General features: G+C 56.0%; 21 protein-coding genes and 1 pseudogene. 7 read left to right on the plus strand and 15 right to left on the minus strand.

Annotated features, from left to right (window positions below; genetic code table 11):
* Positions 1–22 precede the first annotated feature (22 nt).
* Positions 23–1,330: a sodium:proton antiporter NhaD gene (gene nhaD, locus CC94_RS0100210; RefSeq protein ID WP_157203512.1), complete on the minus strand. Its 1,308-nt coding sequence runs from the start codon at positions 1,328–1,330 to the stop codon at positions 23–25.
* Between the two features lie 212 nt (positions 1,331–1,542).
* Here nhaD and CC94_RS0100215 point away from each other — a divergent pair, with 212 nt between their 5' ends.
* Together CC94_RS0100215 and CC94_RS0100220 are read left to right on the plus strand one after the other, a co-directional pair.
* Positions 1,543–3,195 (plus strand): nitrite/sulfite reductase, encoded by a 1,653-nt coding sequence (locus tag CC94_RS0100215; protein WP_031429418.1) that lies wholly within the window; start codon positions 1,543–1,545, stop codon positions 3,193–3,195.
* Positions 3,182–3,634 (plus strand): DUF934 domain-containing protein, encoded by a 453-nt coding sequence (locus CC94_RS0100220; protein WP_031429419.1) that lies wholly within the window; start codon positions 3,182–3,184, stop codon positions 3,632–3,634. Before CC94_RS0100215 ends, CC94_RS0100220 begins: the two co-directional genes overlap by 14 nt.
* Positions 3,635–3,798: 164 nt before the next feature.
* Here CC94_RS0100220 and CC94_RS0100225 read toward each other — a convergent pair whose 3' ends face one another.
* From CC94_RS0100225 to CC94_RS0100235, 3 genes are all read right to left on the minus strand, one after another.
* A complete protein-coding gene (locus tag CC94_RS0100225; protein WP_031429421.1) occupies positions 3,799–5,130 on the minus strand; it encodes a S41 family peptidase in 1,332 nt (443 codons plus the stop codon).
* Positions 5,131–5,200: 70 nt separating this feature from the next.
* The gene (locus tag CC94_RS0100230; RefSeq protein WP_031429422.1) at positions 5,201–6,397 is read right to left on the minus strand and encodes a murein hydrolase activator EnvC family protein; all 1,197 of its coding nucleotides are present in this window, start codon (positions 6,395–6,397) and stop codon (positions 5,201–5,203) included.
* Positions 6,398–6,404: 7 nt separating this feature from the next.
* Positions 6,405–6,878 carry a hypothetical protein gene (locus tag CC94_RS0100235; protein ID WP_157203335.1) on the minus strand — a complete coding sequence of 158 codons (474 nt, stop codon included), beginning with the start codon at positions 6,876–6,878 and terminating at the stop codon, positions 6,405–6,407.
* Between the two features lie 282 nt (positions 6,879–7,160).
* Here CC94_RS0100235 and CC94_RS0100240 point away from each other — a divergent pair, with 282 nt between their 5' ends.
* From CC94_RS0100240 to CC94_RS0100255, 4 genes are all read left to right on the plus strand, one after another.
* A complete protein-coding gene (locus tag CC94_RS0100240; RefSeq protein WP_005372995.1) occupies positions 7,161–7,475 on the plus strand; it encodes an ArsR/SmtB family transcription factor in 315 nt (104 codons plus the stop codon).
* A gap of 45 nt (positions 7,476–7,520) precedes the next feature.
* Positions 7,521–7,970: a rhodanese-like domain-containing protein gene (locus tag CC94_RS0100245; protein ID WP_031429425.1), complete on the plus strand. Its 450-nt coding sequence runs from the start codon at positions 7,521–7,523 to the stop codon at positions 7,968–7,970.
* Between the two features lie 161 nt (positions 7,971–8,131).
* Complete coding sequence (gene secB, locus CC94_RS0100250; protein WP_005372997.1) at positions 8,132–8,602, plus strand: protein-export chaperone SecB; 471 nt, start codon at positions 8,132–8,134, stop codon at positions 8,600–8,602.
* A gap of 3 nt (positions 8,603–8,605) precedes the next feature.
* Positions 8,606–9,622 (plus strand): NAD(P)H-dependent glycerol-3-phosphate dehydrogenase, encoded by a 1,017-nt coding sequence (locus CC94_RS0100255; protein WP_031429426.1) that lies wholly within the window; start codon positions 8,606–8,608, stop codon positions 9,620–9,622.
* 40 nt (positions 9,623–9,662) lie between these two features.
* Here the strand turns inward: CC94_RS0100255 and CC94_RS0100260 are convergent, their stop codons facing one another.
* The 11 genes and pseudogenes from CC94_RS0100260 to CC94_RS0100310 all read right to left on the minus strand — a co-directional run bounded on the left by CC94_RS0100260 (position 9,663) and on the right by CC94_RS0100310 (position 22,488).
* Entirely contained in the window at positions 9,663–10,673 is a 1,011-nt protein-coding gene (locus CC94_RS0100260; RefSeq protein WP_031429428.1) for a L,D-transpeptidase family protein, read from the minus strand.
* A 195-nt stretch (positions 10,674–10,868) separates the two neighbouring features.
* Entirely contained in the window at positions 10,869–11,684 is an 816-nt protein-coding gene (gene mutM, locus CC94_RS0100265) for a bifunctional DNA-formamidopyrimidine glycosylase/DNA-(apurinic or apyrimidinic site) lyase (protein WP_031429429.1), read from the minus strand.
* A 131-nt stretch (positions 11,685–11,815) separates the two neighbouring features.
* Entirely contained in the window at positions 11,816–13,081 is a 1,266-nt protein-coding gene (locus tag CC94_RS0100270) for an alginate export family protein (protein ID WP_031429431.1), read from the minus strand.
* A 33-nt stretch (positions 13,082–13,114) separates the two neighbouring features.
* Positions 13,115–14,913, minus strand: a pseudogene (locus CC94_RS21020) (ABC transporter ATP-binding protein).
* Positions 14,914–14,926: 13 nt separating this feature from the next.
* On the minus strand, positions 14,927–15,940 hold the full coding sequence (locus CC94_RS0100280; RefSeq protein WP_031429433.1) for an ABC transporter permease: 1,014 nt from the start codon (positions 15,938–15,940) through the stop codon (positions 14,927–14,929).
* 160 nt (positions 15,941–16,100) lie between these two features.
* Positions 16,101–17,501 carry a CmpA/NrtA family ABC transporter substrate-binding protein gene (locus CC94_RS0100285; protein WP_031429434.1) on the minus strand — a complete coding sequence of 467 codons (1,401 nt, stop codon included), beginning with the start codon at positions 17,499–17,501 and terminating at the stop codon, positions 16,101–16,103.
* Between the two features lie 187 nt (positions 17,502–17,688).
* Positions 17,689–17,991, minus strand: coding sequence for a hypothetical protein (locus tag CC94_RS24445; protein ID WP_031429435.1), 303 nt, complete (start codon positions 17,989–17,991; stop codon positions 17,689–17,691).
* Between the two features lie 18 nt (positions 17,992–18,009).
* Entirely contained in the window at positions 18,010–19,749 is a 1,740-nt protein-coding gene (locus tag CC94_RS0100295) for a bifunctional protein-serine/threonine kinase/phosphatase (protein WP_031429436.1), read from the minus strand.
* A gap of 73 nt (positions 19,750–19,822) precedes the next feature.
* Positions 19,823–20,635 (minus strand): formate/nitrite transporter family protein, encoded by an 813-nt coding sequence (locus CC94_RS0100300; protein ID WP_005373012.1) that lies wholly within the window; start codon positions 20,633–20,635, stop codon positions 19,823–19,825.
* Positions 20,636–21,015: 380 nt separating this feature from the next.
* Positions 21,016–21,939, minus strand: a complete 924-nt coding sequence (locus CC94_RS0100305) for a GAF domain-containing protein (RefSeq protein ID WP_005373013.1) — start codon at positions 21,937–21,939, stop codon at positions 21,016–21,018.
* 24 nt (positions 21,940–21,963) lie between these two features.
* Positions 21,964–22,488 carry an ANTAR domain-containing response regulator gene (locus tag CC94_RS0100310; protein ID WP_245549369.1) on the minus strand — a complete coding sequence of 175 codons (525 nt, stop codon included), beginning with the start codon at positions 22,486–22,488 and terminating at the stop codon, positions 21,964–21,966.
* A 419-nt stretch (positions 22,489–22,907) separates the two neighbouring features.
* Between CC94_RS0100310 and rep the strand changes: the two genes are divergently transcribed.
* Entirely contained in the window at positions 22,908–24,911 is a 2,004-nt protein-coding gene (gene rep / locus CC94_RS0100315; protein WP_005373016.1) for a DNA helicase Rep, read from the plus strand.
* Positions 24,912–24,934: the final 23 nt, after the last annotated feature.

Raw genomic sequence — 24,934 nt, forward strand, 5'->3', positions numbered from 1 at the left:
GCGGCGCGGAAACAGAAAGTAACTAGGCATTCAACAGATAATGCATGACGATACTGCCGACATAACCGGCAGCAATCGCCGGCGTCCATTTCAGATGACTGAAGAACGTGTATTTATGATTGGACTGGCCCATCAGCGCGACGCCCGCCGCAGAACCGACCGACAGCAGCGAACCGCCGACGCCGGCTGTCAGGGTAACCAGCAGCCATTGATAGAGGCTCATATCCAGATTCATATTCAACACCGCGAACATCACCGGAATGTTGTCGACAACAGCCGAAATCAAACCGACCAGAATATTTGCGGTCGTTTGACCCAAACCGTCATACATGGCGCCCGACAGCAGCTCCAGGTAACCGATATAGCCCAGGCCGCCTACCGCAAACACGACGCCGAAGAAAAACAGCAGCGTATCCCATTCGGCATGGCGCACTTTGTTGAAGATATCGAATGCCTCGTCGCCTTCCACAGTATATTTGGTTTTCAGATGGTAACCGTAAAGCATCAGAATCGACAGGCCGGCCATCATGCCCATGAACGGCGGCAGATGCAAAATCTGCTTGAAGCTGACCGCGGTCGCAATGGTCAACAAAAACATTACGCAGATCTGGATCGCGCCCGGTTTCAGTACCACCGCTTCCTCTTCGGAAGCATTGGGCTGCTCGTCCGGTACCGCAAAATACATCACTGCGGCGGGAACGCCGTAGTTGACCGCCGACGGAATGAACAATTTGAAGAAGTCGAAGAACTCGGCGTAGCCGGCCTGCCAGACCATCAGCGTGGTAATATCGCCGAACGGACAGAAGGCGCCGCCCGCATTAGCGGCGACAACCAGATTGACGAATCCGATGCTGACGAATTTGGGATTGTCCGCACCGACTGCCATGACTACGGCCCCCACCAGCAGCGCCGCGGTCAAATTATCGGCCACCGAAGACAGAAAGAAAGTGATGACGCCGGTGATCAGGAACAGCTTGCGGTAACCGAACTGCCGTCTGACCAGCCAGGAACGCAGCGCTTCGAACACGTTGCGCTCGGCCATCGCGTTGATATAAGTCATCGCGACCAGCAGGAACAACATCAACTCGGCATATTCTTTCAAGTTGTATTCGAACGCTTCATGCATCGCCTCGACCGAAATACCGGCCTGCGAAGCCAGGATGGCCGCATGCGACCAAATGATCGCAGCCGCCAAAATGACTGGTTTCGATTTACGCAGATGCGTAAATTCTTCCGCCATCACAAAGCCGTACGCGATCATAAAGATCAGTACGCAATAGATCCCGCGCTCGGTCCCGGTCAGCCCAAGACTTTCAATACCGCCGGCCATTGCGAACTCCGGCACCAGCAGCGTCATCAACAAAACAAAAAGAAACCTCACAAACTCCCCCTATTGATGATTTTTATATCGAAAAATTAAATGATTAAAGCGGTCTTCAACCGGATATACTATCACTTCGGAATAACTTTTGTCATTTTATGACGCAGCGTATATGATTAGCGGTTGCTATTATGCGCTTAACGAGCAACGATAAACCATCTATGTATCAGTACAACGAACAAGACCAAACCCTTGTCGAAGAAAGGGCCGCGCAATACCGGCGGCAGACCGAAGATTTCCTGAAAGGCGAACTGAGCGAGGATCAGTTCCGGGCCTTGCGGTTGCGCAACGGTCTGTATATCCAGACCCATGCCCCGATGCTCCGGATCGCCGTACCCTATGGCCTGCTGAACTCCAGGCAGTTGCGCAAGCTGGCGCATATCGCCCGCGAATACGACAAAGGCTACTGTCACTTCACGACCCGGCAAAACGTCCAATTCAACTGGCCGGAACTCGAACGCGTGCCCGACATCCTCGACGAACTGGCCAGCGTACAGATGCATTCGATCCAGACCAGCGGCAACTGCATGCGCAACACCACCTCCGACCATTTGGCCGGGGTCGCGGTCGACGAAATCGAAGACCCGCGCCCATACTGCGAAATCATTCGCCAATGGACCACGCTGCATCCCGAATTCGATTATCTGCCGCGCAAGTTCAAGATCGCGGTCAGCGGCGCCCGCCACGACCGCGCCGCCACGCAATTGCACGACATCGGCGTCCATCTGGTCAAGAACGAGGCCGGAGAAACCGGTTTCCGAATCCTGGTCGGCGGCGGCCTCGGTCGTACGCCGATCATCGGCCAGGTAATCCGCCCGTTCCTGGAAAAGAAACACCTGCTTTCGTACCTGGAAGCGATTTTGCGGATTTACAACTTGTTCGGACGCCGGGATAACAAATACAAAGCGCGCATCAAGATCCTGGTCAAAGAAACCGGTTTGGAAAAATTTACCGGGATGGTCGAAGCAGAATGGCGGCAAATCAGGGACGGCATGGAACTTGGCGATGAACGGATAGCGGCGATCAAAGCACATTTCACACCTCCGGCTTATGATACGGAAGCGGCGCAGGATGAAAGCCTGTCTGCGCATTTAGCGGCCCATCCTGCATTCGCCACCTGGTACCGATACAATACCGCCGAGCACCGCGTGCCGGGTTACCGCGCCGCGTTCATTTCGCTGAAAGCCCCGGATTCGCCGCCCGGCGACATGACCGATACACAACTGGATGCGGTCGCCGATCTGGCCGACCGCTACAGCTTTGGCGAAATCCGCAGTACACACCGGCAAAATTTGATTCTGGCCGACGTCAGACGGACCAACCTGTTCGCTCTGTGGCAGACATTGAGCGAACTCAACCTGGCCACACCGAATATCGGCACGGTGACCGACATCATCTGCTGCCCCGGCCTGGATTTCTGCTCGCTGGCGAATGCCGGATCGATCGGGGTCGCCAAAGAGATCAACGAAGCGCTCGAAGACATGGACTACGTACACGACATCGGCGACGTCAAGATCAACATGTCGGGCTGCATGAACGGCTGCGCGCATCAAAGCGTCGGCCACATCGGCATCCTCGGCGTCGACAAGAAAGGCGCCGAATGGTATCAGATCACCCTCGGCGGTTCTTCCGAGAACGAAGCCGCCATCGGCGAACGCTTGGGGCCTGCGGTGGCCCGCGACGAAGTCACCCAAGCGATCACCACGATCCTGGAGGTGTATGTCAACCAGCGGCAGCAAGAAGAATCATTTTTGGACATGGTAAAACGTGTTGGCATCACCCCTTTCAAAGAACGAGTCTATGCAGATCATTAAAGACAAAGCCATTATCGACGACACTTTTACGCCGCTTGCCGACGATGCCCCGTTGGCCGGCGGCGACATCTCCGTCTCGCTGGCGAGATGGAAAAACGACCGGGAAGCCCTGCTCGCCCGTCCGGGCAAAGTTGGCGTGCGCATCCGGGCGAGCGACAGCGTTTCGGACCTTGCCGGCGATCTGAAGCATATTGATCTGATCGAACTTGACTTTGCCGAGTTCGCGGACGGACGCCTGTTTTCGCAGGCCTGGCTGCTGCGGGGCCGCTACCATTACCAAGGCGAAATCCGGGCGGCCGGTCACTATTTGACGGACCAGACTTTTTATCTATCCCGCGTTGGCGTGAATGCGTTTCAACCCGCAAAAACGGAGCACCTGAATACCATTCTTGCGAATCTGAACGATTTTTCGGTCAAATACCAGCCTTCGATTCATTAATCCATCGGCACCAAAACAAAAAGCCTTGTCCGGCATCGCCAGGACAAGGCTTTTTTATGTGTGATTGAAAATCCGTGATGAAGCGATCAAAGTAATTCCGCTGATCCCTGCCGCCCCACAGTATTACAAAATACCTACCGCGGAGCACTGCGATTCGGCCGGAATCAATGCTTCATGATCGCCAAACCTTTCAATAAAGATAACGCCTCGAATATCGGATAATCGTTGATTTCCAGTGATTCTTCCGCCTTCGCCTTCTCATCCGGTGTTTTAGGCGTTTCGGTTTTTTCCCCTTTTTTCTTGCCGTTTTCCAGATGGTGCGACAAATCGGCTTCCTTGACCGGCACAAACTCCGGCTTTTCGAGCGACGCCAGCTTGACCGAAGCGAGCGCAATATCAGGTTCGATGCCTTCCGCCTGGATCGATCTGCCCGAAGGGGTATAGTAACGCGCCGTCGTCAATTTGACCGCCGCGCCGCTGCTGGTCGGCAAAATCGTCTGCACGGAACCTTTGCCGAACGATTTTTCGCCCATGATTATCGCGCGCTTCTGATCCTGCAGGGCTCCGGCAACAATTTCGGAAGCCGATGCGGAGCCGGCATTGATCAACACCACCATCGGCGCACCGTTCAATAAATCGTCTCCCGCCGCGGTAAAACGCATTTCCGAATTTTCGATCCGGCCTTTCGTGTAAACAATCAAACCGCTTTTCAAAAATGCATCGCTGACTTCGACCGCGGCATTCAGTACGCCGCCGGGATTGTTCCGAAGATCGAGCACCAGGCCCTTCATCGCCCCCGCATTTTCTTTTTTCAACTGCGCCAGGCTTTCCAGCAGGCTTTCGCCGGTGCCGGATTGAAAGCTGCTGATCCGCACATAGCCGTAACCCTTCTCGAGCAATTTGCTCTTCACGCTTTTGACTTTGATCACGTCGCGGGTCAAGGTGAACTTCAGGGGGGCTTCTTCGCCTTCCCGAACTACCGTCAGATCGATTTTGCTGCCCGGTTCGCCGCGCATCGTCTTGACGGCCTCGACCAGGCTCATCCCCTTGACCGGCTTGTCGTCCAGCCGGATGATCAGATCCCCGGTTTTCAGACCGGCCCGTTGCGCCGGCGTATCGTCGATCGGCGAAACAACCTTGATAAAACCGTTCTCCATCGTGACTTCGATGCCCAAACCGCCGAACTGGCCGGTAGTGCCTTCTTTCAACTCCTGATATTCTTCGGGCACCAGATAGGCGGAATGCGGGTCCAGGCCGCTCAACATACCGCGCACCGCATCTTCCAGGAGCTTTTTGTCCGATACGGGCTCTACGTAATCGCGCTTGATGCGCCCGAAAATTTCGGTGAACGTCCTGAGTTCCTCGAAGGGCAGAGCCTCCGGCTCGCTTTCCGCGGCTGGCTTGTTCAGCTCGGCAAGAACACTGCCGCCGATGCTGATGAACACGCCCAACATGACCCCCAGGGACAAAATAAAAAATGTCTTGTTTTTCTGCATGCCTCTTGCTACCCCAAATACTCGATTCCTAAACTATGTTATTCCATGATGGCCAACCGATTCTGCATCGCTAACCCGGATACCATGCCAACGGATCAACCGGCTTGCCGTTCTTGCGGATGCCAAAATACAAACCCGACTGCGAGCGCCCACCGCTTTGGCCCGCGCCGGCAATCACCTCTCCCGCCTCAACCCAGTCATCGACCCGCTTATAGAGACTCTGATTGAAACCGTAAAGCGTCATGAAGCCGTTGCCGTGATCGAGGATCATCAGCAGACCATAACCCGTCAGCCACTGCGAATAGACAACCTTGCCTCGGGTCACCGCACGAACCTCCGCCCCTTCCGTGGCAGCGATCAGGATGCCGTCCCAAAGGCTCTGCATTCCTTCGGCAACCGACTGCCCCGAAATCGGCCAAGGCAAATGCCCCTTGAGCCGCTCGAAATCGACAGGAACTCCGGCCGGCTTCCGGACTGCGCCGGACGCAGACTCGTCCGGGTTCTGCATCTGCCCATTAGCTGCCGCAGTTTGCGGCTCCTGAGCCTCCACGACCTGACTTTGCCACTTGACTTGTTCGACGATCAGCGTCTTCAATTCGTCTTCGCTTTCTTTCAACCTCGCCAGCTGTTGCTCGCCGGACAGATAATCCTGCTCGACCTCGGTGAGCAATTTGCTCCTCTCATTCCGCAACAGTTCAAGCGCGCTTTGTTCAATACGGTGTTGCTCCACATCGTGTTCCATCTGCAACGCTTCCTCCCGCTGCCGGCTTTCCAGCTCGGCAAGCCCGGAAACCGACTTTTGCACGACAGCCAGTTTCTTCAGGCGCTGCCTGCGCAAATAATCGTGATAGACCACCATTCTGCTCGCCTTCGCGAGATCCTGGTGATTCAGGATCAGCTTCAATTTCCCGGACCGCCCCATCACAAAATCGGCGCGCAATTGCGCCGCCAGCGCTTTGTGATGCAACGCAATCTCATCTCTCTGCAGCGCAATGTCCTGATGGATCAGCTTCATCTGGCGGCGATTCTGCGCGATCTGATCCTGAAGCCTTTTCAATGCGGCCGCGCTTTCGCCATAGCGTTGCTCGATATCGGCCAGCTGATCGGTTATCGCCTCCTTCCTGAGCAGCATTTCCCGTATTTTTTTCTTGACCGACGCGATACCGGACTGGACCACGCCCAGGTCGTTCTCAAGCATGATCTCTTCGGCACCGCATTCCCGCGCCAGCAACCCCAGCACGATGCAGGTTACGATCCTTGCCCGCATAGCTCGCTTAATGGGCGGCCAGCAGCGATCCGTCCGTCCTTCCGGCGAACGGCGGAATCCTTAAAACATCCGGCATGGTCAGCGCCGGGCAGGATGTGCGACCCGTCATTCGCGGTTCTTCGCCGCAAACAGGCGCCTGAGGCACCTGATTCCTCATATGGACAGCGTGGGGGCGCCCGGTTTCTTCATCATATGTCGGATGGATGTTGCCGTGATCGGCGATTAGCCGCATCTTGCCGCCGTTCAGGAAGTAAGTGACATGGGCATATTTTTCGGTCTCGCCCAGACTGGGCTGTTTCATATTGAAGTTGGACAACACTTTGCCCAATCCGTTCTCAATATGAGCCGGCAGGTATGCAACCGAGTGCTCGAACGCTTCACGGTATTCGGTCAGCTCCACGATAGCATTGCATTCTTTCTCCGGCGCGTACCCGCCTCCATCGAGAATCAACAAAACTGAGGGCTTTGGCCGGTCCGACATCTTTACAATTTCTCCAGTCACAAACACAAAATCAACAGCCGCGCCGCCTTCGAACCCTTACTCTTCACCCATGAATTATTGTTTCAATTCTCCTACCCCCTAGAGATAAAACTAATGTATCATAGTGCCGTTTACTAGGCTTTCGTACGTAGGTATACGCAAGACAGGGCTACTTACTGCCCACTATATTAATACACGCGGCAATTCTTGTGTAAAAATAATTCATTGCGGCTGCTTTATTTCTAAAAACAATAACAAAAAACCGTTCTGAAGGTCGAATTTATGGACACCCTCAATAAACCCACGATATACGACGATAACGACATCAACCGGGCCGCGCGGTGTATCAAGGCGATGTCGCATCCTTTACGGCTAAAGATATTGTGCGTTTTGGGCACCAATTCGGTCAGTGTACAGGACATCGTCGAACAGGTGGGCACCTCGCAAAGCAACATTTCCCAACATCTCGCCATCCTCCGCGAAAAAAACATTCTGGGATCCAAAAAAGAAGCGAACCGGGTCTATTACTACATCGACGACAACCGAATGCTGCAGTTGATCAATATGATGCGCGATGTCTTTTGTTCGCGGCTTTGATGTGATTTAATTCCTTATTCTTCATCCGTTTCAACCAACCAATCCATGCAACGTCTTTTCGAATTCATTTTCAACCACTACGTTTATTCGCTCGCGCTGGCGGTCGTCACTTATTTATTGATTCAGGAATTTTTTGATGTGGCATTCAAAAAATTCAATCACATCACGCCGATGCTCGCCGTTGCGAAGATGAACGAAGGCGGCATCGAGATCCTCGACGTGCGCGAGGCGCCCGATTTCTCGGACAGCCATATCGAAAACGCAATCAATGCGCCGCTCAGCAAGCTGGACGAGCAACTGCCCAAACTTGCCAGCGACAAAAAAGCCCCGCTGCTGGTCGTTTGCCAGAACGGCACCCGTTCCCTGACCGCCGCCAAGAAATTGGCCAAAGCCGGCTTCGAGCAGATATTCGTGATTACCGGCGGGATGGATGCCTGGACGGAAGACTACAAACTGCCGGTCGCCAGCCGCCGCAAGCAAAAAGCGAACACCTGACCTTACCGCCCCGGCCGTCGATCGGCTTACCCAACCCCATAAAAAAGCGGATTACAGGCATGACCTGTAACCCGCTTTTTTAAATGGGTTCTTTTGTAACCTTGCGATCATTCGAATGACGGATGATCCGAAAACATTCACTCTTTAACTGAAAGGCTATCATGGCAGAAGAACAACAAAACGTCGAAAAACAATTCGCAATTCAAAAAATCTATACCAAAGACCTCTCTTTCGAAACGCCGAACTCGCCGAAAATCTTCATGGAAAAGTGGGAGCCGGTTGTCGATTTCAACCTGAGCACCCGCGCCGAGACGATCGATAAAAACCTGTACGAGATCGTGCTGACCGTAACGATCACGGTCAAAGTCGCGAGCTCCACGGCTTATCTTGTCGAAGTGAACCAGGCCGGCATCTTTACGATGGCAGGCTTCGCCGACCAGGAACTCGGGCCGATGGTCGGCAGTTTCTGTCCGAACATTCTATTTCCTTATGCCCGCGAAGCGGTGTCCGACCTGGTCGCCAAAGGCGGCTTTCCGCAACTGTTACTGGCGCCGGTGAATTTCGATGCATTGTACGCCCAACATTTGCAAAACGCACAAAATCAAGCACCTGCGAAGGAAAACCTGAACTGAGCGATGACCCCAAGAAGAATCGGCATCCTGGGCGCCGGCTCCTGGGGAACCGCGTTGGCGATCCAGGCGGCGCGAACCGGCTGCGACGTCCTGCTCTGGGGGCATCATCCGGATCATATCGGGGCGCTTTCGGCCGACCGAGAAAACAAGCACTACTTGCCCGGCGCCGCTTTTCCGGCAAACTTGGCAGTGACTGCCGACCTTCGGGAAGTCTGCCGCTTTACCGATCTGCTGTTGATCGCGGTGCCGAGTCACGCTTTTAAAACGACGCTGGAGCGATTGAAACCGTTTGCGCCGGACACGCTCCAAATCGCCTGGGCCACCAAAGGCTTCAATCCGGATGACGGCTCGTTGCTGCACGAACTGGTGACCTCCCTGTTTTCCGAGCGGACGCCGGTTGCGGCACTGTCCGGACCGACCTTTGCGCAGGAAGTCGCGGCCGAATTACCGACCGCGATTACGGTCGCCTCGCCGCAGATCGAATTTTCGAGCCGGCTGGCACAATTTTTCCACAGCAGTCGTTTCCGGACTTATACCAGCACCGACATCATCGGCGTCGAAGTCGGAGGCGCGGTGAAGAACGTGATGGCAATCGCGGCCGGCATCGCGGACGGACTGGGCTTCGGCGCGAATACCCGGGCGGCACTGATTACCCGGGGCTTGACCGAGATCATCCGGCTCGGCCTTCGCCTTCGCGGCCACCAGGAAACCTTCATGGGACTTGCGGGACTTGGCGATCTGGTGCTGACCTGTACCGACAACCAGTCCAGGAACCGCCGCCTGGGCATCGCACTCGGGCGGGGCCAAGCCTTGGAAGCTGCGATCCGGGAGATAGGCCAGGAAATCGAAGGCATCTTCGCGGCGAAAGAAACTTACCTGCTCGCCCGAAAACATTCGATCGAAATGCCGATTACCGAGCAGGTGTTTAAAGTGCTGTATGAAAACTTGTCCCCGGCCGCTGCGGTACAAAACCTGCTCTCACGGGAACTCAAGTGCGAGTCGGGTGTGCTCCAGGAATGATTGAAGCGCCGGCCGGCGTAACAGCCGGCGCTTCGGAGAGTCAAGACCCTCTGTAGTAACCGGGGGAAGCCGCGCCGGCCTCTCGGGTGATTCCTTGGGGCTGTTCCCGTTCCAGCGGCGGCAGCCTTTCATAGATTGCGGCCGGCTCACCGTCGAGGTCGTGCAAAACCTGATTCAATATTTTCTGATCGAAATCCGGCATTTCCTCGTGCGTTGCCTTCCGGATCAGATCGAGCGCGAGCGCATAGCGTTCGTCCTGGCTCATCTCCTCGCCTTCCAGATCGGGATGAGCCTCGATATAGAGGGTATTGTCGAGCCAGCCGACCTTGATCGGCTGCTTCACGATATAGACGGACGTGCCGACCGGCGCATGCTGGTATAACGCCTCGATGTCTTCCGGATACATCCGGACGCAGCCGTGCGTAATCTGCATCCCGATTCCGTAAATCTTGTCGATGTCGGTGCCGTGAATCCGATAGTCGCCGGGCAGATTCAAATACAGCGCATAAGCTCCCAGAGGATTGTGCGGCCCGGGCGGCACGACTTCAGGCAGCGGGTCTCCCATTGCCGCATGCTCGCGCCGGATCGACTCGGGCGGATGCCAGCTGGGATCCTTCACTTTTTTGATGACTTTCGTTTTTCCGAGCGGCGTCTTCCAGTCCTGCCGGCCGATGCCGTGCGCGAACGACATCACCTGCTTTCCTCCGGGCGGGTAATAATACATCCGGTATTCGGACAGGTTCAGCGTAATGCCCTCATGCGGCGTATCCGGCAGAATACGCCGGTTGGCCAGGCGCACCGGTTCGCCTTTTTTGACATGCCAGCGATCGACTTTCTGGTTCAGGCGCACGATTTCCGTTTGCCCCAGTCGATACTGCCGCGCCACGTCCAATAGCGTTTCGTCTTCTTCCGCCTTGGTAAAGGCGGTCGGCTGGGCGTACTCCATGACGACCGAATCGCCATTGGGCGGTAGGTCATAAGTGGTTGCGAACGCCGGACCGGCCGTCAGCAAGCAGAGAGGCAATACAATATCAAGCGTTCGGATTTTCATCACTTTGATTCGGGGATAGTAAAAAATTCGCAGATTTTATGACTTAAAAAATGAGAGCTTACAGAAAAATAAATAGTTCAGGATATCCTAGGCTATCAGATTTTAGCAGGGAAATCCCGAGAGAAGGTTCACAATTCGATGGTATTGTATCACATCGATGAAAACTGTCAGACAGCCGGAGCCGTACGGTTCAAACTATCGCTGGCACTGTTTGCAGAAAACGGTCGAGCGTCCCGACACGCGAATTTCGGTCAAAGACTCGCCGCACAGCGGACAAGGCAGACCCGCGCGGCCGTAAACCTGAAGCTGCTGCTTGAAATAACCGGGCCTGCCGGCCTCATTCACAAAATCGCGCAGGGTCGTACCGCCTTGCCGGATCGCATTTTCTAACACGAGAGTTATGCACTCGGCAAGACACCGGTAGCGCGCGAGCGAAATCTTGCCCGCGTGCCGGGTCGGCAGAATGCCGGCCCTGAACAGCGCTTCGTTCGCGTAAATATTGCCGACGCCGACCACGATATGGCTGTCCATAATGAAGGACTTGACGGGAATCTTGCGGTTTTGCGCCAACGCATGGAGGTGCGCTCCGTCGAAATCGCCCGTCAACGGCTCGGGGCCCAAGTCTTTCAACAACGGATGATCGGCAACCGGCCCGGCGGTCCACAATACGGCGCCGAAACGGCGGGGGTCGTTGAACCGGAGCAGCGTCCGGTCGCTAAAAATCAGATCGACATGATCGTGCTTGCCGTAAGGCTGTCCCTCCGTCAGAATCCTCAAACTGCCCGACATGCCGAGATGCATGATCAACGTCCCCCGCTCCGTGCGCAGGAGAAGATATTTGGCGCGCCGTTCAACCGATTGGATGATTTGCCCCGTTACCGTTTCGGAGAGCGACTCGGGCACGGGCCAGCGCAGCCTCGGCTGCCGCACGATGACTTGCCGGATAAAACGGCCTTGAATAGCTGGCGCAATGCCGCGGCGGGTGGTTTCGACTTCGGGGAGTTCGGGCATCGGTTCTTCGGAAGAATCGGTTGGATTACATGTTACTGAAACGGCCCAGTGTAACATAAAATCGATGCCTGCCCTTTCGGCGGCCGACCCTTCCGCGGAAGGGCCGGCCGGATGCCGCCGATTTTTAAGTTTTAGAAACTGACGTTCGCTTGAAACCAGATTTTTTGCGTATCGGTCGCCGCAAAACCGGTATCCGCGTTAAAGTTGGCGTATTTGGCCAGCACCGAATAATGCTTGCCGAATTTCTTGACGACCTGGAAATCCCATTCTTTGCCGTAAGCCATTTGCCCGGTATCGTCGCTGAAATCGTGATACACACCGGTTACGGTGGTTTGGTAGCGCGGAAATTCGACCATCACCGTGCCGAACAGATCGCGGATCCCGTTCGCCGGTGTGGTCAGAAATAGATCGGCCCAGCCTTGGAAGGCATGGTTCGTGCCGAGCGGGGTATCGAAGGTTTTGTTGACCCCATAGCCGTTCAACTGCTCCCAGGCCCCCATCACGCTGACGTTGAAAGCCTTGACGCCGCCCATGAAATTGAAACGGTCGGCTTCGTACTTGGTCGTGCCGTGGCCGTAATCCTTCTGGTCGGCCCATTCGGCCGTATAAAGCAGATTGATCGTATCGAAGAGTTTCGGCGACGAACCGTTGAAACGGATGCCGTAGGTTTGATTGGATTTTTCCAGAAACAGGTTTCTGCCCGCCGCCGGCCCCGGATTCACATCCTGATAGTCCAGCCAGTAACCGTAGGCCACCAGATTGCCGTAATCGCCGACCTTGTAGTTGATGTTCAAGATCGGCGCTTCGATATTTTCCGTCGTCGAAGTAAACGTCTGCACGTTGCCGATATAACCGGCATTGATGGTCAGCCCGAAAATCTGCTGGTTGGCGTGCGTCAGCAGGATCGCATCGTAGGTGGTTTCGAGTTGCCGCCAGCCGACGTTGCCGATATAGCGGTCGTCGTCCAGTTTGATGCGCTGCCGCCCGCCTTTGATGATCGTGTCCGGAATGCCCGAATAACTGATCCATAACTGGTTCAGCTCGGTTTTCTCGGGATCGGCAATCGTAGAATAGGTTGTGTTTTTGTTCCGGGTGCTGTTGTAGTCCTCCTGCATCGCCCAGAGCCCCTCGAATTCGGCATAGCCCTGAAAGCCGTAAAACTTCGGCGATTGGGCGCCCAACCGGAATCTGGCGGTATTTGCATTCGCGGTTTTGGCCGTGCCCTTGTCCTGGTCGACATTCTCCCACCGGTAATTGATATCGGCTTTGATCGCGCCCTTGTTGCCGTAATGGTAAAAGTTCAGCGCATCCTCGATTTCCTGAGTCACGTCGGCCACTGCCGCACTGCTCAATAAGGACAGCGACAGGAAAGTAACTTTAGAAGTGTAATGTGTCATGGCGATTCCTTAAATTCTGTGATTGGCGTGGCGTTAGTGGGTATGGTCGCATTCGGCGAGGAAGGTCAGCAGGCTTTCCCGGTAGCGGTAATAATCGGGATGCGCCAGAAGCGCCTTGCGGCTGCGCGGCCTCGGCAGATCGATATCCTGAATTTTGCCGATTCTGGCGTGCGGACCGTTGGTCATCATCACGACCCGGTCGGCCAGCAAGATCGCCTCATCGACATCGTGCGTCACGATGATCGCGGTCACCTGCGTCCGCTCCCACACCTCCATCAATACTTCCTGCAATTCCCAGCGCGTTAAAGAGTCCAGCATCCCGAAAGGCTCGTCCAGCAGCAGCAATTTGGGCGACAGCGCAAACGCCCGTGCGATGCCGACCCGCTGGCGCATGCCGTTCGACATGTCGGCGGCTTTTTTATGCAGCGAATCGCCGAGGCCCACACGCGTCAGGTAGTATTCGACGATATCGTCGCGTTCGGCCTGGGTCGCATGCGGATAGACCTTGTCGACGCCCAGCGTGACGTTTTCGAACGCGGTCAGCCAGGGAAACAGGCTGGGTGCCTGAAACACCACCCCGCGGTCGGGACCGGCGCCGTCGATCTCCCGGTTATCCAGCACGATGCCGCCTTCCGAAATGTCGTTCAGCCCGGCAGTCATCGACAGCACGGTCGACTTGCCGCAGCCCGATGGCCGATGATCGAAATGAACTCGCCTTTTTTCAGCTTCATGTCGAAACCGTCGACCACCTTGACGGTGCTGTTGCCGTCCGGCGTCGGGTAGATTTTCGAGACTTGCGAAAACTCCAGGTAACGTGGCCGGCCCAGATCGTCCTGCGGCGGTTTCAGAGCCGATGTGTCCGTTTTCCAGTCGTTGCTAGTGTTCGGGCGGACATTCGGCAGCACCACGCGGTCCGCATTGTCCTGCCGGTTCTTTTCGAGCCCCACCTGCATCAGATAGCGGGTGATGTCGGCGCGCAGGCGCTTGAATTCCTCGTTATGGTTCAGCGCGGTCCGGTCGCGCGGCCGTTCGATGTCGATCTTGAACGCAGGGCCGAACGTCGCATCCGGCCCCGGATTCAGCGGAATGACCCGGTCGGCCATGTAGATCGCCTCGTCGACATCGTTGGTGATCAGGACCACCGTTTTCTTGTCCTGCTCCCAAATCTGCAGGATCTCGTCCTGCAGATTGCCGCGGGTCAGCGCATCCAGCGCGCTCAACGGTTCATCGAGCAGCAAAATGTCCGGATTCGCGGCCAGAGCCCGTGCGACATTGACCCGCTGGCGCATGCCGCCTGAAAGTTCGGCCGGCATTTTGTCCATCGCGGCGCCAAGATTCACCATCCGCACGTATTTCTCGGTATGCGCCTGGCGCTGCGCAGGCGTCCAATCCCTAAAAATCTGATCGACCGCCAAGGCGACGTTTTCATACACGGTCAGCCAGGGCATCAGGGAATAATTCTGAAACACCACGCCGCGGTCCGGCCCGGGCGCCGTGATCGGCTGGCCCTGCTTCAACACGTCGCCGCCGTCGACGCCGTACAGGCCGGCGATGGTCGACACCAGCGTCGTCTTGCCGCTGCCGGAAAAACCGACGATCGCGATGAATTCGCCTTCCCGAATCGTCAGATTGATGTCCTTCAATATCGAAGCTTTCTGCGCTCCTTCGCCGTAGGATTTGCAGACATCCTTCAATTCAAGCAGCGTCTTGACGGCTGTCTCTTTGGAACCCTTCGGTTCGGAAGCCTTGGTTTTCGTAGGCAGTTCTACCACATTGTCCTTCGGGTGATCCGAAACGTCGGCATTGCTCGACTTTAATTGGGCTGAAATCATTGCCGGCCTCCTTTTAGCGTCCGAAAGAAAAGACTTTTTGCAGCGACTGCATGATCCGGTCGAGGATGAAGCCGATGATCCCGATCGTAAACACCGCCACCATGATCCGGCCCAGCGAGTTGGAACTGCCATTCTGAAACTCGTCCCAGACGAACTTGCCGAGCCCCGGATTCTGCGCCAGCATTTCGGCCGCGATCAGCACCATCCAGCCCACCCCCAACGACAGCCGCATGCCGGTAAAAATGTAAGGCACCGCGGAAGGCAGGATGATCTTCTTGATCTGCGTGCTCCAGTTCAGGCGGAGCACCTTGCCGACATTGACCAAGTCTTTGTCGATCGAGGAAACGCCGACCGCCGTATTGATCAGCGTCGGCCACAGCGAACACAGGGTTACGGTGATCGCGGAAGTCAGGAACGATTTTTCGAACCAGGAATCGTCGGTGGTAACGTAGACCGCACTAACGACCAGAGTCACGATCGGCAGCCAGGCCAAAGGCGACACCGGCTTGAAGATTTGGATCAGCGGATTGATCGCCGTATTGATGGTCGGGCTCATGCCGCACAGTAAACCGACCGGCACCGCGACCAGCGTCGCCAGCAAGAAGCCGGTGAAGACGGTCGCCAGACTGGTGCCGATCTGATCCAGATAGGTGCCTTTGCCGTTATAAGGACGCGCTTTCGGCGGCGGCTGGTCGGGATGTTCGGCCAGCGCCTGCTCGATCCGGGCTTCCTGGCGCTCGTAATACTGGCGTTCTTTCTCGCGCTGCGCATGATGCTCGTCCATCAGCCCGCCGGCCTCCTGCCAGACCGCAACGGGTCCCGGAATCGCGCCGAGACTGGTATTCACGCGCGCCGCGGAAAAACTCCACAGCCCCAAAAACAGCAGGAAGGCGATGAACGGCACGCCCATCATCAGCCACAACTGGCGCAGTTGCTGCGCGGGATTTTCTCCCGAGGCAATTTTCACCATCGGAATAAACCAGGTCAAACCGGCAATATTCAAAAATTTGATCAATTTGTTAGTCATAGTCTGCCCGCGCCCGTTACCGGGGGGTCCTGAAAAATGGTGTCTTGAGGGAATCGTGCCGAAAAAAATGTGCGTCCTTGCACTCACTCGACATCCGTTGTACACATCAGAGGCACATCTAGAACAAGAAGGGTTAATCCTTAATCAAGCTTCCGGGCCATTACTCGGCGATCTTGCCGCCGGCCACCTTTTGCTTGCCTTTTAGACCAATGGGGAATTTGGTCAGGTATTCGTTCGGCTTCGCCGCATCGAACGTAATCCCGTCGATAAAATCCGCGCTGGGCGGCTTGATGCCGGTCTCGCCGTCGCCCGGAAAATCCGCTGCCCTGGCTTTGCCTTCGGCGATCAACGCCTTGGCTGCCGCCATATAGATATCGGGACGGTAAACCTTTTTCGCCGTTTCCAGGAACCAGACGTCCGATTTTTCTTCGTTGATTTGACCCCAGCGGCGCATTTGGGTCAGATACCAGATCGCATCGCTGTAATAGGGATAAGTTGCGTGGTAACGGAAAAACACATTGAAATCGGACAAAGGCCGTTTATCGCCTTTTTCGTACTCGAACGTACCGGTCATGCTGTTCGCGATCACATCGAAATCGGCGCCGACATACTGGCTTTGCGACAGCATTTCGACCGCTTCTTTCCGATTCTTGTTATTCTCTTCATCGAGCCATATCGCCGCGCGAATCAACGCTTTGATGACCGCCAAATGGGTGTTCGGATGCTTGTCCGCCCATGCCTTGGTCACGCCGAACACTTTTTCCGGATTGTTTTTCCAGATTTCGTAATCGCTGATCACCGGCACGCCGATGCCCTTGAATACCGCCTGCTGGTTCCACGGCTCGCCGACGCAGTAGCCGACGATCGTTCCCGCATCCAGCGTTGCCGGCATTTGCGGCGGCGGCGTTACCGACAGCAGCGCGTCGGCATCGATCTGGCCGGAAGTATCCTGAGGAGGCGAATAATAACCGGGTTTGATGCCGCCGGCCGCCAGCCAGTAACGCAACTCGTAATTATGGGTCGAAACGGGGAAAACCATCGCCATATTGAACGGCTTGCCCGCTTTTTTAAATTCGTCGACCACCGGCTTCAACGCATCGGCCTTGACCGGATGGACGGGCTTTCCGCCTTTCTCCGGAATGTTCGGCCTCATTTTTTTCCAGATTTCGTTCGAAACGGTAATCGCATTGCCGTTCAAATCCATGCTGAATGCGGTGATCACGTCGGCATGGGTGCCGAAACCGATCGTCGCGCCCAGAGGCTGGCCGGCCAGCATGTGCGCGCCGTCCAGTTCGCCGCTGATCACGCGGTCCAGCAGCACTTTCCAGTTGGCTTGCGCTTCCAGCTGAACGGACAAACCCTCGTCCTCGAAAAAGCCTTTTTCGAACGCGACCGCGAGCGGCGCCATATCGGTCAGTTTGATGAAGCCGAACTTGAGAGAGTCCTGCTCCAGATTTTCCGTTACCGCAACGGCCGACGTGCTGAATATGAATACGGCCGCCGCCGCTGCCCTGGAAAGAGCAACCGACAATGGAGCCGAGGTAAATTTTCCTTGTTTCATAAAATTCGTCTTGGGGTAAAATTTAAGGCATAAAGCGTCTTCCCGTCGGAGCATCGGCAATGCCGATGCCGCAAGTTGACGCCATCAGATCGCTCTTCTTTAAGCACAAAATTTTGACCCCACCGTTAGAGTCTTCACTTGGATAAAAGCATTATTTATGCCAATACCGAAAAGACTCCTCTTTTCTTTACTTTTTATTATTTTTCATATATTTGAACAAGTCATTCGCAGGGATGAGCCGACGCACGGGACCGGAGAGATTGCCCAATGAACGTGCAGAAAACCTACCACATTGCACCAAGTTAAGGCCGCTCATGCCCAGGCAGGCCGAAGCCAGCCAGACTTCATCGACGCCGACCCGTTCCACTATCGCCGTCCAGGTCAGCTGTTTTTTCACTTTCGCCGTAATGCTCGGGCCGGTCATTTGCTCGTTGGTCAGCAGCGATTCGGCCTTGCCGGACGACGGCGTTTGTGCGGGTGCGGTTTTCATTTTTAGAGTCCTCGCTTTTTAACTTGAACAACAAGTTAACTTGAACAACAAGGCGACAACCGTAATGGCCAGAATCAAAGCAACGCTTTTCCAAAAAGCCACCGGATGACGTTCGATCAGCGGCGGCCGGGTTTTATTCAGAAACGCCCGGTTCGGGTGGCGAAGATCGTAGATAAATTCGGATAACTCCTCGTAGCGCCGATACGGATTCGGATGCACCGCTTTCCTGAGCACATCGTCGATCCAGGCCGGAATCTCGCGATCGTCGTCCAGCACCGAGCGATAGCCTAACTTCTTTTGCGCGGCGCGGGTTCTGGCCCTGGAAACTTCGGTTCCGTAAGGCAGTTTCCCCGACAACAGCTGATAGGTGATTACGCCCAGCGAAAAAATGTCCGAGCGGGTCGTCCCGCTTTCGCCCAGAAAATATTCCGGCGCGGTATATTGCGCGGTTCCGAGCAGTTCGTTGCGCTGAATCGGCGTGGCGATCTCCATCAGACCGGCCACTTTCGTCGAGCCGAAATCGATGATCCTGACCGTGCCGGTCGTGTCGATCATGATATTGTCCGGCCGCAGATCCTGATGCAGCATTTCCAGCCGGTGAAAAGCGCGCAGGCCCTTGGCGATTTGTTCCACAATCCCGCGCACGGTTTCCATGTCCGGCTTCGGATTGTCGATCATCCACTGTGTCAATGTCTTGCCGTCGACAAATTCGGTCGCCAGATAGAGAGAGTTGCGCTGCCGCGTCCGGACGCAGGGTTTCAACACGTAGGCGCTGTTGATGCGCCGCGCGATCCACTCTTCGGTCAGAAACCTTTCCAGGTAAGCGGGGTCGCCGCGAAGATCGATCGACGGCGTTTTCAGTATGACGGACGCGCCGGTTTCGTTATCCACCGCCAGATAAACATGGCTGCGGCTGCTGGCGTGGATTTCCCTGACGATTTTGTAGCCGTCGAAAACCATGCGGGCATCCAAAGGCGGAGGAAAAGGCAGCTCGGTCAGCTGCCGGTAAAGCGCGTCGGCATCCTGGCCGGGCAAATCTTCGACCCGGACGACCAAGGCGGTCAAATTATCCGGACTGCCTTGCCGGTAAGCTTCCTCCACGATCGCTTTCGCCGCCGCATCCGGATCGTTCGCATGCGTTTTGAACGCCTCGACGACGAAACCGGGGCCGGCATATTCGTAAACGCCATCCGTCGCAAATAAAAAAGTATCGCCGGCTTCGACCTGCAGGGCGCGATAGTCGATCTCGATCTGCGGATTGATTCCCAGCGCGCGGCCCAGATAACTTTCGTCCTGCGAAACCCAATACCGATGATCGTGGGTCAATTGTTCCAACGCATGGCCGCGTAATCGATAGATGCGCGAATCGCCCACATGAAAAATATGCGCGGTGGTCGACTTGATCACCATCGCGCTCAAGGTGCAAACGTATCCTCTGTCCTTATCGTAGCGGTACGGACTTTGCCGGGTCTGGGCATGCAGCCACGAATTGGCCGCCTGCAGGACCCGCTGCGCGGATTTTCGGACGGACCAGGCTTCCGAAGTGCAATAATAATCCTCCAGGAATCCCGTCACGGCCGCTTCGCTGGCGATATGGCTCACGTCGCTGCTGCTGATCCCGTCGGCCAGCGCAACGGCAATTCCTTTAAAATGCAATTGAGGTTCTTTCGGAATATGGGAGCCGTGAAAATCCTGATTGATTGCCTTGCGGCCCTTGTCGGAATATTGCCCTATGGCGACTTTTAATTGACCGGGCATTCAGTATATTTTTAGGGATAAAGAAAGTGCTTCGGCCGGGAAAACCGGCCGAAGCTTTAAGGTGGTGCTCAAATCAGACAATGGAACGCTTGGGCGCCGTTTTTATATGCGTGGAATATAAAGTCAGGCCGGTAAAGGCCAGCCCGCCGACCAGGTTGCCGAGCACGGTCGGAATTTCATTCCAGATGAAATAATCCATGATCGAAAATTTTCCGCCCATGATCAGGCCGGAGGGAAACAGGAACATATTGACGATGGAATGCTCGAAAGTCATCGCAAAGAACAGCATGACCGGCATCCACATCGCGATCACCTTGCCGCTGACCGTCGTGGAAATCATCGCCCCGACTACGCCGGTCGAGACCATCCAGTTGCACAGCATGCCTCGGATGAACAGCGTCAGCATGCCGGCCGCGCCGTATTTCGCGTAACCGAGCGTGCGCGCCTCGCCGATGCCGGCAATTTTTTGCCCCACTTCATTGGGTTCGGTCGAAAATCCGAACGTGAACACGATCGACATCATCACCGCCACCGTAAACGCTCCCATGAAATTGCCGACAAAAACCAGGCCCCAATTCCTTAACACGCCGCCGATCGTGACGCCCGGCCGTTTATCGATCAGCGCCAGCGGCGTCAATACGAAAACGCCGGTCAACAGATCGAAGCCCAACAGATACAGCATCGAAAACCCGACGGGAAACAACAGGGCGCCGATGAGCCCGGAGCCTGTCTGGACGGTCATCGAAACCGCGAACACGGCGGCCAATGCAAGGATGGCGCCGGCCATATAAGCTCGTATGACCGTATCCCGAGTCGACATGAAAATTTTGGATTCACCCGCATCCACCATTTTTGCGACAAACTCCGAAGGGACTAAATAAGACATAATTTTCTCTACATCCGAAAGTGATTATGAGCAGTTCAATCGAGAACCGGTTTAGGCATGCAGGAACATGCGTTCCAACGCGAAGCAAAAACCGCACCACAGCGGAGGGAGGCGGGAATTAATCGCCAAATTCAGATAATTGCGCTGGCAACCGAACCAATATAGTGCAGGCCGAGTGTTCGAATGGTGCGGGGCGGATTGAATAATCCGCAGCGGATAAGAGGGAAAAAGGCCAGCCGGTCCGGCGCCAATGCGCGCCGTGCTCGGCGAATCGAGCGGCTGTCGGACGGCGAAAGTCGAGGATTCATGCCTAACCGTTCCTATGCCTAAGCATGAGAACGAAGGTTTTCGGCTCGCGGAATATCCCTGGCAGGAAAACTTCAAAACAGAAACGTCACGATCGCCTTCAGCCGCCCTTGCTCGATCACCGGAATCGCAAGCATGCTGCTGAGATCGTCCAGTTCGACATTATAAGCGTCTTCCTGATTGCCGCTGATCGACGGCATGCCGGTCAGCCAGACCCGGCCCAAGGCGCCTGCGCCCTTGTCGACCGTCAACGTTTCGAAGATTTCCGCCAGATTGTTGCTGTTTTTGCTGTAGCTTTGCCGGCAGACCAACTGTTCGCGCTCGTGGTCCGGAACCCATATCTGGATGCGCTTGGCGATCGGCGTCGCGTTCGCCGAAAGAAAAGTGATCGCATAAACCTGCTCCTCGCCGTGGATGAACGGAATGCCCAGACCGGTGGCAACGCCCGATTTTTGCGCTTCCTCCGCGCGGGGAAACCCGGCCGCCAGGCCGATATCCTCGGCCAGAACCGGCATCCCCGCCTGCCAGGCCATGCCCGGTATGCCCTGCCCCTTGGCAAGCCGGATTTGTCGGGATACAGCTTCGAATTGCCCTAAGGAGCCATAATAACCGTCCAGCAACTGAAGGGTTTCCAGAACAGCCGGGTCGTTGCACCAAACCTCGATCGCTCCGGCCTGCTCCCGATCGTCCCCGCAGAGAAACACCACGATAGCCAACAAAAAATCGCCGGAGAAAATCGGCATGGCGATGCCGCAGGTCAAACCCGCTTTTTGCGCCGCGGCGGTGCGCTTGAAATAGGAATCTTCAAACCGGCTCAGCATGATCGGATGACCCGCGGCCCAGGCTTTGCCCGGCAGCCCTTCGTCGTAAGCGAAACGCTGCTTTTCGCTGATGCGCTTGAAATCGGTCAGGCTGCCGTACAACCCCGAGCCGAACTCCAACTGCGTCCGTTCTTTGTCGGGAATCCAGATTTCGATCACTTTGATAAACGTTTTCATGGCGGGTCGATAAAAATCAGCGTTCTATTTCAGCAATTCCGCCATCGCAATCACGTTCCGGGCCATCTGGCCCAGCGTGATATTCCGGTCCATCGCCAGTTTTCGGAGGGTGTGGTAGGCTTCGTTCTCGGTAAAGTTTCGCGTATTGATCAAAATCGCCTTGGCGCGGTCGATCTGCTTCCTGTCTTCGAGCTGGATTTTCGCTTCCTGCAGCGCCTGTTTGAGCGTCTGTTGATGCTTGAACCGGACCAGGGCCACTTGGATGATGCCGGGAAGTCGATTCCCATCCAGACCATTCACCTCATAAGACGTGATCTCGGACTGAATCGCTTTATGGATCGTCGCATTGCTGCCGTCGGCCGCAAACATAATCACCGGCAGCGGCGCCTGCCGGCTCAGCGCGAGCAGGTCGGCCAGCAGCGCCTCGGAAGGCGATTCAAGATTGAAAATGACCGCGTCCGGCCTTATTTCCTTGACCTGCGCAATGAACGACGGCCCATATTGAATCGAGACCGTTTCGGAGCCGCCCTCAAGCAGGGCACTTTCCAAGGGAGTATTATCGACTCCGCATTCGACTATCAAGAAATTCGGCATGGCGGTGAACGCGCAACTTAAAGAAGAGTTTAGAAAATAGGCCAGCAATATTCGCGCCAACGACGCCATTCAAGAATGATAAGAAAATTCGCCCGCGAAGCTATGCGTAGGGTGGATAAGCGGCAGCGCATCCACCCTACAATTACGCGAATTCTCACAGTAATGGCATTGTTTCACCTAAAAAGAACGTTTTCAGCCTATTCAGCGCCACTAAATTCCCGATCCTCGCCCGCCTGCCCCCGTTCCGCAGGTGAAGGCGGATTTTTTACTTTCCGGACTTTTTTCCGAGCGCCCGAACCTCTACAATGGCGTCCCGCCCATCGGCAGGCTGCCGGCTTTGCGAGCGGACGGAAATGCCACCAACCAACCGATCCATGAACAAGCTAAACCCAGAGCAACAAGCCGCCGTCAAGGCCATCGACCGCCCCCTGCTGGTGCTGGCCGGCGCCGGCAGCGGCAAGACCCGCGTGATTACCGAAAAGATCGCCTACTTGGTCAAACAAGGCACGCCCGCGCGCCATATCGCGGCGGTCACCTTTACGAACAAGGCCGCGCGCGAAATGAAAAATCGCGTATCCCGCCTGCTCGACGACAATCAATTGCGCGGCCTGCGCGTCTCGACCTTCCATTCGCTCGGGCTCGACATCCTGCGCGCCGAAGCCAAAACCCTCGGCTACAAGCCCGGCCTGACGCTGTTCGACGAACAGGACAAACAGACCCTGCTGCGCAACCTGATCGCGCACAGTTCCCTTAGCTTCGATCCGGACCAGTACGAGCGCTATGCCTGGCAGATCGGCCAATGGAAAAACGCGTTCGTGACGCCCGAACAGGCGCTTTCGCGCGCTACCCAGGAACAGCATCACGCCGCCCTGCTCTACGCGGACTACATCCAGAGCCTGAAAGCCTATAACGCGGCCGATTTCGACGACCTGATCCTAATCCCGGTGCTGCTGTTCCAGCAGCATCCGGCGATCCGCGAGAAATGGCAGAACAAGATCCGCTACCTGCTGGTCGACGAATACCAGGACACCAACTCGACCCAGTACGAACTGGTCCGCCAGCTCGCCGGCAATCTCGGCCGCTTCACCGTGGTCGGCGACGACGATCAGTCGATCTACGCCTGGCGCGGCGCGCAGCCGGAAAACCTGGCGCAATTGCAGAAGGACTATCCGCGCCTGCAGGTAATCAAACTCGAACAGAACTACCGCTCGACCGGCCGCATCCTGAAAGTCGCGAACCGGCTGATCGCGAACAATCCGCACGTATTCGAAAAACGGCTGTGGAGCCAGCTCGGCTACGGCGACCCGCTGCGCGTACTGAGCCACAAGGACGAGATCACCGAAGCGCAGCAGGTCGTCTCCGAAATCGTGCACCACCGCTTCAAGACCGGCGGCTCGTACGGCGACTATGCGATCCTGTACCGCGGCAACCACCAGTCGCGGTTGTTCGAGCGGTGCCTGCGCGAAAACAACGTGCCCTACTTCATCAGCGGCAGCACCTCGTTCTTCGCCTATACCGAAATCAAGGACATCCTGGCCTACCTGCGCCTGCTGGTGAACCCGGACGATGACGCGGCCTACCTGCGCATCATCAACACCCCACGCCGTGAAATCGGCCCCGCTACGCTCGAAAAACTCGGCGCCTACGCGAACGAGCGTCACATCAGCCTGTTCGCGGCCAGCGGCGAATTCGGCCTGAAGCAGAAGCTTCAGGACAACGCCGTCCACCGCCTCGAACGCTTCCGCGACTGGATCGTCGATACCGCCGACCGGGCCGAACGCGGCGACCAGTTCGCGGTGCTCGAACAGATGATCGACCAGATCGGCTACAAGCAATGGCTGCAGGAAAACACCGGCAGCCGCGACGCCGCCGAGCGCAAGCTGAAGAACGTCTACGAACTGCTCGACTGGCTCAAGCGCATGGCCGAAAAGGAAGAATCGGGCAACGCCAAGCTGTCCGACATCGTCTCGAAGATCATGTTGATGGACATGCTCGAACGCAACCGCGAAGAAGAAGCCGGTGACCAGGTCAGCCTGATGACTTTGCACGCGGCAAAGGGCCTCGAATTTCCGCACGTGTTCCTGATCGGCATGGAAGAAAACCTGCTGCCGCACCAGAACAGCATCGACACCGACAACATCGAGGAAGAACGCCGCCTCGCCTACGTCGGCATCACCCGCGCCCAGCGCACGCTAACCTTTAGCTATTGCACGCACCGCAAGCGCTACGGCGAAGTCGAGGAATGCGAACCGAGCCGTTTTCTGAGCGAGCTGCCCCCAGACGACCTCGAATGGGCCAACAAAAAACAGCTCGATCCCGAAACGGTCAAAGAGCGCGGCCGGGCCAGCCTCGCCCATCTGAAAACAATGTTGTCGTAATTATTTTAGAATTTGGTTATAAT

The sequence above is a fragment of the Methylomicrobium agile genome, assembly GCF_000733855.1.
In the GTDB taxonomy this organism is placed as follows: Bacteria; Pseudomonadota; Gammaproteobacteria; order Methylococcales; family Methylomonadaceae; genus Methylomicrobium; species Methylomicrobium agile.

Bases quoted from the DNA above. Each gene is read 5' to 3' on its own strand.
- nhaD (WP_157203512.1), bottom strand. From the start codon at position 1,330: ATGGCCGGCGGTATTGAAAGTCTTGGGCTGACCGGGACCGAGCGCGGG.
- CC94_RS0100215 (WP_031429418.1), top strand. From the start codon at position 1,543: ATGTATCAGTACAACGAACAAGACCAAACCCTTGTCGAAGAAAGGGCC.
- CC94_RS0100220 (WP_031429419.1), top strand. From the start codon at position 3,182: ATGCAGATCATTAAAGACAAAGCCATTATCGACGACACTTTTACGCCG.
- CC94_RS0100225 (WP_031429421.1), bottom strand. From the start codon at position 5,130: ATGCAGAAAAACAAGACATTTTTTATTTTGTCCCTGGGGGTCATGTTG.
- CC94_RS0100230 (WP_031429422.1), bottom strand. From the start codon at position 6,397: ATGCGGGCAAGGATCGTAACCTGCATCGTGCTGGGGTTGCTGGCGCGG.
- CC94_RS0100235 (WP_157203335.1), bottom strand. From the start codon at position 6,878: ATGTCGGACCGGCCAAAGCCCTCAGTTTTGTTGATTCTCGATGGAGGC.
- CC94_RS0100240 (WP_005372995.1), top strand. From the start codon at position 7,161: ATGGACACCCTCAATAAACCCACGATATACGACGATAACGACATCAAC.
- CC94_RS0100245 (WP_031429425.1), top strand. From the start codon at position 7,521: ATGCAACGTCTTTTCGAATTCATTTTCAACCACTACGTTTATTCGCTC.
- secB (WP_005372997.1), top strand. From the start codon at position 8,132: ATGGCAGAAGAACAACAAAACGTCGAAAAACAATTCGCAATTCAAAAA.
- CC94_RS0100255 (WP_031429426.1), top strand. From the start codon at position 8,606: ATGACCCCAAGAAGAATCGGCATCCTGGGCGCCGGCTCCTGGGGAACC.
- CC94_RS0100260 (WP_031429428.1), bottom strand. From the start codon at position 10,673: ATGAAAATCCGAACGCTTGATATTGTATTGCCTCTCTGCTTGCTGACG.
- mutM (WP_031429429.1), bottom strand. From the start codon at position 11,684: ATGCCCGAACTCCCCGAAGTCGAAACCACCCGCCGCGGCATTGCGCCA.
- CC94_RS0100270 (WP_031429431.1), bottom strand. From the start codon at position 13,081: ATGACACATTACACTTCTAAAGTTACTTTCCTGTCGCTGTCCTTATTG.
- CC94_RS0100280 (WP_031429433.1), bottom strand. From the start codon at position 15,940: ATGACTAACAAATTGATCAAATTTTTGAATATTGCCGGTTTGACCTGG.
- CC94_RS0100285 (WP_031429434.1), bottom strand. From the start codon at position 17,501: ATGAAACAAGGAAAATTTACCTCGGCTCCATTGTCGGTTGCTCTTTCC.
- CC94_RS24445 (WP_031429435.1), bottom strand. From the start codon at position 17,991: ATGAAAACCGCACCCGCACAAACGCCGTCGTCCGGCAAGGCCGAATCG.
- CC94_RS0100295 (WP_031429436.1), bottom strand. From the start codon at position 19,749: ATGCCCGGTCAATTAAAAGTCGCCATAGGGCAATATTCCGACAAGGGC.
- CC94_RS0100300 (WP_005373012.1), bottom strand. From the start codon at position 20,635: ATGTCTTATTTAGTCCCTTCGGAGTTTGTCGCAAAAATGGTGGATGCG.
- CC94_RS0100305 (WP_005373013.1), bottom strand. From the start codon at position 21,939: ATGAAAACGTTTATCAAAGTGATCGAAATCTGGATTCCCGACAAAGAA.
- rep (WP_005373016.1), top strand. From the start codon at position 22,908: ATGAACAAGCTAAACCCAGAGCAACAAGCCGCCGTCAAGGCCATCGAC.